We start from the raw sequence: 11,759 nt of genomic DNA, 5'->3' as shown, positions 1-11,759 counted from the left end.
CCTCTTGCTCCTGTTGCTCCTGTTGCTCCTGTTGCTCCTCTTATTCCTTGTGGTCCTGTTGCTCCTGTTGCTCCTCTTGCTCCTGTTGCTCCAGTTGCTCCTGTTGCTCCTCTTGCACCGGTTGCTCCTGTTGCTCCTGTTTCTCCTCTTGCACCTGTTGCTCCTGTTGCTCCTGTTGCTCCTGTTGCTCCTCTTATTCCTTGTGGTCCTGTTGCTCCTGTTGCTCCTCTTGCTCCAGTTGCTCCTGTTGCTCCTTTAAATCCTCTAGGACCCCTTGGACCTCTACATCCACGAATACATACGCAAGAACACTCATTTTTGTCTTTATCTTCTGAACATTCAAACTTATCATACATACTAGAATTCATTTCGTAAGACATATCATTACTTCCGTTATATTTATCCAACTGTTCATCTTCTAATTGTTCATCCTCTAGTTCATCATAAGAATGATAACTGCTTCTCCTACTCATTAATATATTTTTTCTTGACATATTATTTCTCATATTCCTATACATTGTCATCTTTTTCCTCCTTAGTATTAATAATCTTACTAAATTTTCCTATACTTTATATTATGTATATACCAATCTATTGTTACTTAATCTTTTACAAAAACATATATTTTTTATAAGGTATGATATAATAATCAATAAAACTATTCGGAGGCAACTATGAAATTTTATGAAAAAACTATTTCTAAAAAATTAATTTATTCTGGTAATTATTTGAAAATATCAAATATTGAAGTAGAACTTCCAAACGGAAAAATAACTACTAGAGATATTATCAATCACCCAGGAGCTTGTGCTATAATTCCATTTATAGACGATAATACAATTTTATTAATAGAACAATTCCGTAAACCATTGAATAAAACCATTTTAGAAATTCCAGCTGGAAAACTTAGTGAAAATGAATCTATTTTAGATTGCGCACATAGGGAACTTGAAGAAGAAACAGGCTATATAGCAGAAGAAATGACTTATCTAGGCAGTATTGCAACAGCTCCTGGATTTTGTGATGAAATTATTCATTTATTTAAGGCAACAAACTTATCATTAGGAAATAAATGTTGCGATGAAGATGAATTTACTGAAGTTAAATCTTTTAATTTAGATGAAGTAAAGTCAATGATTAAATCAGGTAAAATCATTGACACAAAGACAATTAGTATACTTGCATATCTATAAAAATATGCACTAATTCTTACTTATATGGATTAGTGCATATAAAACAAATCAATATTTAATTTTTAATATATTATTATCTGTAGCTAAATTTATAAAATTATATAAAATTATAATATTATCAAAATTATTTTCATTGATATAATCACTTATTTTACCATTAAAACTTCTTAAATCAATAACGTGTACTTCTTCAAAATTTTGTGTTAGAAATGGAACTAATGAATTTGCAAAAGAGTCTTTTATAACTAAGATATTTTTATTATTTTGCAACTTACTATTTTTTATTATAGTTAATGAATTATTTCCTCTTAAAAACAAAGAATATTTATCTCTCAATTCTGCTTTAGATATATCATAGATAGAATCATACTTTCTATCTCCAACAATATCCATTTCTAAATTATAAAACTCATAATATGTAAGTATATCTCCTTGTATATTAAATGGCTTAGCCTTAGAAAAATATGAACCATAAAACTCATCTAAAATAACACTATTATAGTTACTTAAATCTATAGGATAAAAACCTATTGATTCCATAAAATCACAATAAGCTAAATATGCACCATACGTTGTCCAATGATGATCTGTATTATAGTAAATATACTCATTTTTTTTATTTATAAACTCATCTAATACATTAATATTATTTGAATAAATTAACTTTGAATAAATTTTATTTATTATTTCAGTCTGATTAACTTGTTGTGATCCTTTAGGTAAATCTTCTCTGTATATCTCATATGAATTTGGAACAATCATTAAAGATACCTTATCAATATATTTTTCACTAAATTTACTTATAGCTTCGACATTATTTTTAAGTCTTTCTTCATTAAAAGAATCAAATTTTTCAAAAAGTCTTTTATTTCTCCCATATATAATTCCGTTATTTTCAATCTTTCCAAGTAAATATTCACTCATCGACTTTATACTTATCCATTCATCTCTTAATGGTATTTGATCATTTATATATTCCTCATATTCTTCTTGAAATTTTCCATTAATGAATTTTTCAACTGAAAACTTAGCCTTAGATTTTAAATTTCTATTTTCAAACTCTGAAAATATTTTATCTTTATCAAAAAAACTAATTACTGTTAATGTTAAAATAATTATTGTAAATCCGTATAATAAATATTTTCTTTTCATCAAACTCCCCCTAAAATCTGAAATATAGAAATGGATTATATGATGAATCAACTAAATAAGCTATTGATACTAAAAAGATCATAAGTATAATTACAGTATCAATTACATCATTTTTAATAAATTTCTTATATAATTTCTTAGGAAAACTAGTAGAAAATATAATTGCAATAATAAAAACTATAGCATAGTTTCTAAGATAATAAATCCATTCGTTACCTATATTAAAACTAAACATCTGTTTAAATAATAATTTTATTTGAGCTAAATCAACTACAGCAAACAATACCCATCCAATTAAAATAAAGAATATAGCATATATATGTGAAATAAACTTATTATTATTTAAAAATTTTAAGAGACCTGCCTTCTCAATACTTATTAATAAAAAAAAGTATAATCCCCATAATATAAAATTATAACTTGCCCCATGCCAAAATCCTGTTAAAAACCAAACAATAAATAAATTAAAATATAGTCTTACTTTCCTTACCCTATTACCACCTAATGGAATATAAACATATTCTTTAAACCATTGTCCTAATGTAATATGCCACCTTCTCCAAAATTCACTAATGCTTTTTGATTCATATGGATAATTAAAATTTATAGGGAAATTAAACCCCAATATTTTCCCAAGACCTATTGCCATAAGTGAATATCCACTAAAATCAAAATATATCTGTAATGCAAATGCTATTATACCCATCCAAGCAAGAATTGTACTTATATTACTAAATCCCATTACTTCAACTTCTGTCCAAAGGCTTCCTATATTATTTGCAATAATAACCTTGCTACTTAACCCTAAAATAAATAACCTTATTCCCTCTTGAATTGCATCTAAATTAACTTTTCTAGACTTCAATTCCCTATTTATATCAGTATATTTTACTATTGGCCCTGCTATAAGTTGCGGAAATAAACAAACAAATGCCCCAAAATCAATTATATTTTTCTCTGGTTTAACTTTTTTTAGAAATACATCTATCGTATATGACATAGTTTGAAAAGTATAAAAACTTATTCCTAAAGGTAATGTTATTTTTACATAACTAAGTGACATATTAAAAATACTATTTATATTTTCTATAAAAAAATTAATATATTTAAAGAAAAATAAAATTCCTATATTAAATGTTATCGATATACACAAAAGTATAATCCTAATCCTTTTACTTTTATTATTTTTATCGATACCAAGACTTATAAAATAATCTACAAATATAGATGCTAACATAAGTACAAAATACTTAGGCTCCCCCCACGAGTAGAAAACTAAACTTAATATTAACAAACTAAAATTTCTAAACTTTTTTGGTGTTAAAAAGTAAATACCCATAGAAATTGGTAAAAATCTAAATATAAATAAAATACTACTAAAAACCATTCTAGTCCCTCTTCCTTCATAATGTCTTCGAGTTTAGATTATAATAAAATTAAACTCGAAGACTTGTTCTTTAATTAGACAAATTATCCTAATGGTTTGTTCCCTTAATCTTTTATATATACTTGATATAATCACATGCCTTTAAAGGATATTCTAATGTAGGCGCTTTTGAATTTAATCTTTTATATGCATCTTCAAATATTTTCCTATTATATACTACCTTGTCAGAATCGCCCATAAAAGTTGCTGTTAGCTCATTAAAAAAATATGAACAATCAATTTTTCCTAAATTATAATAACAAACACAAAGCTGCAAGCTTGGAATCCAAGTATAATAAGCACTATTTGATAAAGATGGATTTCCCTTATAAGGTATACAATCTAACGCTGTTCTATACCAAAATATAGCTTGATTGATATTATTTTTCTCAAAAAAATATTCAGCTAAACTACAAACAATTTCAGCAGTAGGAGCGTCTATCTTAAATGCTTCAAAAACGATATCTGGTACCTTTTCTTTTTCATTTAATACTTTATAACAATTTATAATCCTAAAATAAGCTCCTTTTACATCCTCTATCCATCCTTGATTAGTTTCAATAAATTTTCTATATTCATCTATTGCTTCTTTATAATGCCCATTATCCATCAATTCATTAGCATAATAGTACATATCCCTTGGAGAAAATTTTTCATTCTTCTTCTCCATTTCCTTAAATATTTGAAAATTTCTATCGGTATATGCTTTAACTTTTCCATGCTCTATTGCAAAATCACCTTCTAATCCTCTTCCATATACCGCTAAATACTCATGAACCTTTCCTATCCACTTAAAATTTTTTTCTCTTTTAACAATTCTATTTCTTCTTAAAACAGAAGATACTTTACCCTCATTATTTCTTGCTAATATATATTCACCGCTTATATAATCATAACTAGTATCTAAATGTTCTAATAGATTTTCTATCTTAGTAATATCTTCACTATTTATAAAATCATCCCCATCTAACCATAGTATATAATCACTAGTAGCTTTTCTAAAAGAAAAATTTCTTGCAGCTGCAAAATCATTTATCCATTTAAAATCATATATCTTTGCATTAAAGCTTTTTGCAATTTCTTTAGTTTTATCCTTAGATCCTGTATCTACTATTATAATTTCGTTTATAAAAGACTTTACTGAATTTAAACATCTCTCTAAGGTTCTCTCTTCATCCTTAACTATCATACATAAACTTAAAGTAACTCTTTTTTTCATATATAATTCTTACCTCCAAAATACTACTTATATTATGATACGAATAATTTTTAAAAGATGTCCAAATTTATTATAATTTTACTTTTTTAATTAATTTTTCATCTATTGAAAGCTGTATATTTTTATGATAATCTAATGTATATACACATGTAAATAATTTAAGAGGAAGTGTGAAAATGAGCTTAAAAGAAGAAATATTAAAATTAAAAAAAGAAAAGAACGCATTAATAGTTGCTCATCTTTATCAATGTGATGAAATTCAAGAAATTGCCGACATAGTTGGTGATTCCTATTTTTTAAGTAAAAAAGCCATGGAAAGTGATAAAGATTTAATAATATTTTGTGGAGTAAAATTTATGGCTGAAAGTGCTAAAATACTTTCACCCCATAAAAAAGTTCTTATTCCTTCAAATGAAACAACCTGCCCTATGGCTGACATGGCTTTAGTTGATCGTTTAGAAAATTTAATGGACAAGCATCCTAATGCTAAAGTTGTGAGCTATATTAATTCTAATTTAGATATAAAGGCCTTATCAGATGTATGTGTTACATCATCATCTGCCATTGATATATTAAATAATCTTGATACAGAAGAAATAATTTTTTTACCTGATAGAAACTTAGGAAGCTACTTACAAGAACAGCTTCCTAATAAAAACTTTACTTTATATCAAGGCTTCTGCCCTACTCATGAAAGAATAGAAAAAGAGGAAATTATCGAACTAAAAAAGGAATATCCAGATTATCTCATTTTAGTTCATCCCGAATGTAACAAAGATGTTAGAGATTTAGCTGATTTTATAGGAAGTACATCTGAACTAATTAATTATAGTGCCTCTTCAAGTTCCAATGGATTTATTGTTGTAACCGAAGAAGGTGTATTATATGAAATGAAATTAAAAAGTCCTACTAAAACATTTATTACTACTAAAACAGGAATGATATGTCCTAATATGAAAAAAATATCTCTTAATGATTTATATAATTGTTTAAAAAATGAGGAATTTGAAGTTCATATTGACGAGGAACTTAGAGTAAAAGCTCATAAAGCCCTAGAAAATATGCATCTTCTATCTGTATAGCAATTATGAATTATGATGTTTTAATAGTTGGCACTGGTATTGCAGGCCTTTATACTGCACTTAATTTAAGAGATGATATTAGGATTTTAATGATTACTAAGAATTCCTTTAGAGACTGTAATAGTTATCTTGCTCAAGGTGGTATTTCAACTTCCCTTGGTCTTTTTGATGAAGAAAATTATTTTAATGATACAGTAAAAGCAGGAAATTATCATAATGATACTAAAGCTGTTAAATTATTAATAAAAAATTCAATTGAAAACATTAATACTTTAATTAAGCTTGGAGTACCATTCGATAAAACTAAAGAAAAATTAAATTATACACGCGAAGGTGGCCATAGTGAATTTAGAATTGTCCACGTTAAAGATGAAACTGGAAAGTCTGTAACCGAAACATTATTAAATATTGTATCTAAAAAAAGAAATATTACTATGCTTGAAAATACTGCATTAATAGATTTAATATGTAAAGATAATACATGCTATGGCGGTATTTTGAGAGATTCACATAGAACTTATAAAGTAAATAGTAAATTCACTATTTTGGCTACTGGTGGTATTGGGGGTATTTTTAATTCAACTACTAATGTTGAATATTTAACTGGTGATGGCTTAAATATTAGTTTAAAACATAATATTGAAATTAAAGATATGGAGTACTTGCAATTACATCCTACTGTATTATATGAACCTGATGTAAAGGGTAAAAAATTACTCTTATCAGAATCTTTGCGTGGTGAAGGCGGAATAATAGTTAACCAAAATAAAGAAGTATTTATTAATCCGTTACTTCCTAGAGATATTGTATCTACTTCAATATTAAATGAAATATCTAAAACTCCTACTAATCCTTATGTCTATCTTGATATGACAAAGAAATCTAAAGAATTTTTAATGTATAGATTTCCTTTTCTTTATAATGAATGCCTAAAAAGAGGCTATAAAATGGATAAAGATTTAATACCTATAGCTCCTGCCCATCATTATTGTATGGGTGGAATCAAAGTTGACTTATTCTCTAGAACATCAATGAATAATCTTTATGCCGTTGGTGAAGCTAGTTGTACTGGAGTTCATGGAAGTAATAGACTTGCTAGTAACTCATTACTGGAAGCTTTAGTATTTGCAAAGCAAGCATCTGAAAATATTAATTCTAAAATAAATGAAATTCATTATAAAGATATTATTTTTGAATCTGAATCTTATGCACTAGATTCTTATGACGAATTGATAAGCTATTTAAAAAGAAAGGTGGACAATAAATATGCTAAATTATTCAATTGTTGATAAAATAATAAAAAATGCACTAGAAGAAGATATTCCTTATGGAGATATTACTGCTTCTTCTGTTATAACTAGTGGATCTAAAGCAAAAGCTTCTCTCATTGCTAAAGAAGATGGAATTATTTGTGGATTACCTATTTTTGAAAGAGTATTTAATCTGCTAGGTGAAGTCGAGTTTACCGCCTTTATTAATGAAGGTTCTAATATTACTAAGGGTGATATAATAGGTGAAATTCAAGGAAATGCTCTTAATATTTTAATGGGTGAAAGAGTTGCTTTAAATTTACTTCAAAAGATGAGTGGAATTGCAACCTTAACTAATAAATATGTATCAAAACTTAAAGGTCTTAACACAAAGCTTTTAGATACACGAAAAACTACCCCTAACCTTAGAATATTAGAAAAATATGCTGTTAAGATTGGTGGTGGAAATAATCATCGTTTTTCACTATCTGATGGTATTTTAATAAAAGATAATCATATTGGATATGCAGGTAGCATAAAAAATGCAATTGCCTTAGCTAAAAGCAACTGCTCATTTGTAAGAAAAATAGAAGTAGAAACTGAATCAAAAGAAGAAGTTCTTGAAGCTCTTGATGCTGGTGCAGATATTATTATGCTTGATAATATGACCCCATCCCAAGCTAAAGAAATGGTTGAATTAATTGCTGGAAGAGCTATTACTGAATGCTCCGGTAATATAACATTAGAAACAGTTAGAAGTTATGCACTATCTGGTGTTGATTTCATTTCCTCCGGTGAATTAACCCATTCTGTTAAAGCTTTTGATATTTCTTTAAAGAATTTTACTAGAATATAATAATTAAAGTCGGTGTATGAAATAACATATATGCTGTTAAATAAACATGCTACAGTATATATTTATACTAAATACTTCATATTAACCGACTTTATTTTTAATAAAATAAATTATTAATTTTATTATTTATTTCTTCAATCCCTATTGAATTCATTTTAGTTGTGTCACTTAAATCATATTTATTTTTTAGTGATAAAATTCTATATACACTTTCATCTAATCTTTCTTCTGTAATCTCACCTGAATTAACAGCCTCACTAATAGAGGTCAATACCTTAATTTCATTATCATATCCATGACAAACTAATATTATATCTACGCCTGCATTAATAGCTTTTACAGAAGCTTCACCAATATCATAATTATCCATAATTGCTGCCATAGTCATATCATCTGATATAACCACACCCTTAAAGTTCATTTCATCCCTAAGAATATCTGAAACAATTTTCTTAGACATGGTAGCAGGATTTTCTGAATCTATATTTTTTAATAAAATATGAGATACCATAATTGCATCTGCTCCACTATTTATAGCATTTTGGAATGGAATAAACTCTAGCTCTTTTAGTTCATTTAAACTTTTTTCAACTAGTGGTAATCCATAATGTGAATCTACACTAGTATCTCCATGTCCTGGAAAATGCTTAACAACCGGAATAACATTATTTTCATTGATTCCTTTCATAACACTTATTCCTAAATTAGAAACAATATCTGCATCTCTACCAAATGCTCTACTTCCTATTACTGTATTATTAGGATTACTTAAAATATCTAATACCGGTGCATAATCCATATTATAACCCATTAATTTTAATTCATTAGCTATTATTTCTCCAACTTCATAACACATTTCTTTATTATTATATGCTCCAATAAAAAGACTTGATGGTAGTTTTAAAAACTCATTTGGAGTTCTAGAAACTACTCCCCCCTCCTCATCAACAGATATAAATAAAGGTATCTTATTATTCATATTAGATAATTTTATATTATTTATAAGTTCTGTAACTCCATTTAAGCTTTCAACATTATTTCCAAATAATATTACTCCTCCTATATACGAAGTTTTAATTAAATCATTTATATTTTCATCAACACTAGTACCATTAAAGCCAACAATCATTAATTGGCCAATTTTCTCGTTTATACTCATACTATCAATTAATTCTTTAATCTCATCTCTCTGCGTCTTAATTTCTTCTTTTTTATTTATATCTTCTTGTAAATGTTCCTCTTCATTTCTCTTAGTATTATCCATGCATGCTATAAGAAGTATCAGCATAGTAAACAAAATTGCTGAAACTCCAATTTTCTTCTTCATACTTTTCCTTTCTTAGAATATATATTATTTCTATTTTATTATCATTTTTTCTGAATAAGAGAAAGCACTTCCCCTAACTATTTTTCTTTTATTAATTTTAATAATAACCGATATACTTAGTATTATAACCAAAATAATTAAAGCATATATCATAAACAACTCTTCTGGTAATGCATTTATAATAGGATCGGTACTAGGATCAAATATCCAATAATCATTATTAAATATAATCTTATGGAATAATGTAAAAGCCTTAGAAAAGTCTATTAAAATAGCTACTATTATAAATCCAAAAAAGCAAATCAAAATATTTGCACCTAAATTAAGATTATTAATAATATTTATTTTAAACTCTTTTTTATTTTCTATTTTACTAAAAACGATATAACCAGTAATAAACAGCAAAAAAATTATTGATATAATTATAAGAACTATAAAAATATCTTTAACTTCTTTAAAATGAATTTTTCCATATTCGCTCATAACAAAATTTGGTAAAACCAATTTTGAATCAAAAGGATTTTGTAGATAGTTAATAATCTTACTATAATTTAAAAATAAATCATTCGATGATATACCAGTTACAGAAACTAAATTATACTTTTCTATAATAATTTTATATATAAATTTCATATTTAATGCCATAATGGTTGAAATTGATATTATTGATATAGCTGTAAATATTCCCATAATAGTATTTACACTAAATTTTATTATATTACTTTTATTTAAATACCCTCTCATATCATCACCTCTCATCAATTATATCATATTCCACTTTACATTGTATTTTTATTTAATTATGTAATTATATGGTTTCAAAATGCACTATTCACTTTTTACAATAAAAAATGGCAAATTATAGATAAAATTCAATGTTTAATCTATAATTTACCATCAGTTTTATATCTTAAAAGTTATTATAATTTTTATGTATTATTTATATTATTATTTTATATTTTCTAAAAAACACTTATCTTTTTCTTTTTTATCTCTAGTATCAAATGGATTATTAATAAGCGCCTTACAATAAAGACTTGGATAATTTTTACTTAAATATTTCATATACTCAGCCCATTCGATTGTTAAATACTTATATACTGCCATTAAATCTTTTTCTATATGCATTATTTCATATCTTTCAATTTCATCACAATATCTTGTATCTAATTCTTCCTTTAAATGCATTATAGTCATTAACATTTCAGTAAATGTTTCGTGCTCTAATAAATTCCCATTTGAAATTAAATTAATAAGTAAATCCTTATTATCATCTAATTTATTTTTTATATCTCCTAAATTTATTTTATCAATATTTAGTTCATAATCATAATTTAAAATATCTTCGTGCAATTTAGAAAAAGATTGATCATTCCATGTATCAGAGTTTATAGTTCTATGATTAGCCATTACTCCATGTGCATCACCTTTAACTATATCTGATAACAACTTAGTTCCAAGCTCTGTATAAAATAATCCAATAAGCATATTAAGCTTTTCTAATAAATGCTCTTTCTCTCTTCTTTCTAATATCCTCTCAATTACAATTGTAGTTAAAAATACTTCTAAAGGTATAAATGCAATATCCGCAAATAAAAAAATCATCGTATGATGCACATCTTTAAAAATTACAACATGTAAGTAGTGTAGTAATATTGATAGTATTACAAGTCCAGATCCTATCAATATTGTTTCTTTTGTTCTTTTACTCAAATTTTATCCTCCATATACTACTAGTAAATTTATATAAGATATAGTATATCAGCTTGTTTATTAGTAGTAAAGTTATGTTATACGTTATCATAGAGACTGTATCTTTTTAGATACAGTCAACTCTTTATTTATTCAACACGTATTTTTTATTCTACTTTATTGTAACTCATCTTCATCATAATGATTTGATACAAATACATCTGAAGGATCAATTCCAAGTTCCTCACAAGCCTGACTCAAATTACATCCCATTTCATCCATATATTTAGCGACATATGCATTAACATCAATTTGTGAATAAACATTTTCCATACCAAATTCCTCCTAAAAATCACTTAATTATTATCTGTTTTGATAATTTTATTTTTGTGTATCAAAATAACTATTATTTCTAATACTGATTCTATTATATATAATGTTTTAAAAAAATATTCCCTTCTTACCACCTCCCTTTATTTAATATTTTAGGGTTAATCATATTTCTTAACCCTTATATATCAAGGCCTTTATGGCCAAGATTTTTTATATCACTCAGATTTTT

General features: G+C 26.3%; 12 protein-coding genes. 4 read left to right on the top strand and 8 right to left on the bottom strand.

The features are described from left to right. The coding region (locus HCG70_RS17700; protein ID WP_221697902.1) for a collagen-like protein at window positions 1–524 on the bottom strand (524 nt) is incomplete at its 3' end. Between the two features lie 150 nt (window positions 525–674). On the opposite strand from HCG70_RS17700, the gene HCG70_RS14350 reads away from it, so the two are divergent. Continuing rightward, window positions 675–1,193: an NUDIX domain-containing protein gene (locus HCG70_RS14350; RefSeq protein ID WP_042394179.1), complete on the top strand. Its 519-nt coding sequence runs from the start codon at window positions 675–677 to the stop codon at window positions 1,191–1,193. A 48-nt stretch (window positions 1,194–1,241) separates the two neighbouring features. Here HCG70_RS14350 and HCG70_RS14345 read toward each other — a convergent pair whose 3' ends face one another. From HCG70_RS14345 to HCG70_RS14335, 3 genes are all read right to left on the bottom strand, one after another. Then, entirely contained in the window at window positions 1,242–2,345 is a 1,104-nt protein-coding gene (locus HCG70_RS14345; RefSeq protein WP_055274894.1) for a DHHW family protein, read from the bottom strand. A gap of 10 nt (window positions 2,346–2,355) precedes the next feature. Then, the gene (locus tag HCG70_RS14340; protein WP_042394185.1) at window positions 2,356–3,732 is read right to left on the bottom strand and encodes an MBOAT family protein; all 1,377 of its coding nucleotides are present in this window, start codon (window positions 3,730–3,732) and stop codon (window positions 2,356–2,358) included. Between the two features lie 112 nt (window positions 3,733–3,844). After that, entirely contained in the window at window positions 3,845–4,990 is a 1,146-nt protein-coding gene (locus tag HCG70_RS14335; RefSeq protein ID WP_154820395.1) for a glycosyltransferase family 2 protein, read from the bottom strand. A 176-nt stretch (window positions 4,991–5,166) separates the two neighbouring features. Here HCG70_RS14335 and nadA point away from each other — a divergent pair, with 176 nt between their 5' ends. From nadA to nadC, 3 genes are read left to right on the top strand one after another with little or no spacing between them, the layout of a single operon-like run. Further along, window positions 5,167–6,072: a quinolinate synthase NadA gene (gene nadA / locus HCG70_RS14330; RefSeq protein WP_042394190.1), complete on the top strand. Its 906-nt coding sequence runs from the start codon at window positions 5,167–5,169 to the stop codon at window positions 6,070–6,072. A 5-nt stretch (window positions 6,073–6,077) separates the two neighbouring features. Further along, a complete protein-coding gene (locus tag HCG70_RS14325) occupies window positions 6,078–7,361 on the top strand; it encodes an L-aspartate oxidase (RefSeq protein WP_042394192.1) in 1,284 nt (427 codons plus the stop codon). Beyond that, window positions 7,339–8,178 (top strand): carboxylating nicotinate-nucleotide diphosphorylase, encoded by an 840-nt coding sequence (gene nadC / locus HCG70_RS14320; protein WP_042394194.1) that lies wholly within the window; start codon window positions 7,339–7,341, stop codon window positions 8,176–8,178. Before HCG70_RS14325 ends, nadC begins: the two co-directional genes overlap by 23 nt. Before the next feature lie 97 nt (window positions 8,179–8,275). On the opposite strand, the gene nagZ is transcribed toward nadC, so the two are convergent. The 4 genes from nagZ to HCG70_RS14300 form a co-directional block, all read right to left on the bottom strand. Then, window positions 8,276–9,505, bottom strand: a complete 1,230-nt coding sequence (gene nagZ, locus HCG70_RS14315; protein WP_221697901.1) for a beta-N-acetylhexosaminidase — start codon at window positions 9,503–9,505, stop codon at window positions 8,276–8,278. 30 nt (window positions 9,506–9,535) lie between these two features. Then, window positions 9,536–10,249, bottom strand: a complete 714-nt coding sequence (locus HCG70_RS14310; RefSeq protein WP_221697900.1) for a TIGR01906 family membrane protein — start codon at window positions 10,247–10,249, stop codon at window positions 9,536–9,538. 204 nt (window positions 10,250–10,453) lie between these two features. Continuing rightward, entirely contained in the window at window positions 10,454–11,218 is a 765-nt protein-coding gene (locus HCG70_RS14305; protein ID WP_042394200.1) for a hypothetical protein, read from the bottom strand. A gap of 156 nt (window positions 11,219–11,374) precedes the next feature. Then, entirely contained in the window at window positions 11,375–11,530 is a 156-nt protein-coding gene (locus HCG70_RS14300; RefSeq protein ID WP_172676131.1) for a hypothetical protein, read from the bottom strand. Window positions 11,531–11,759 lie beyond the last annotated feature (229 nt).

It is taken from the genome of Clostridium sp. K04 (assembly GCF_019734375.1).
GTDB classification, from domain to species: Bacteria; Bacillota; Clostridia; order Clostridiales; family Clostridiaceae; genus Clostridium; species Clostridium saudiense.
Note: the sequence above shows the minus strand (reverse complement) of the source record. Positions and strands in the feature narration are given on the sequence as shown.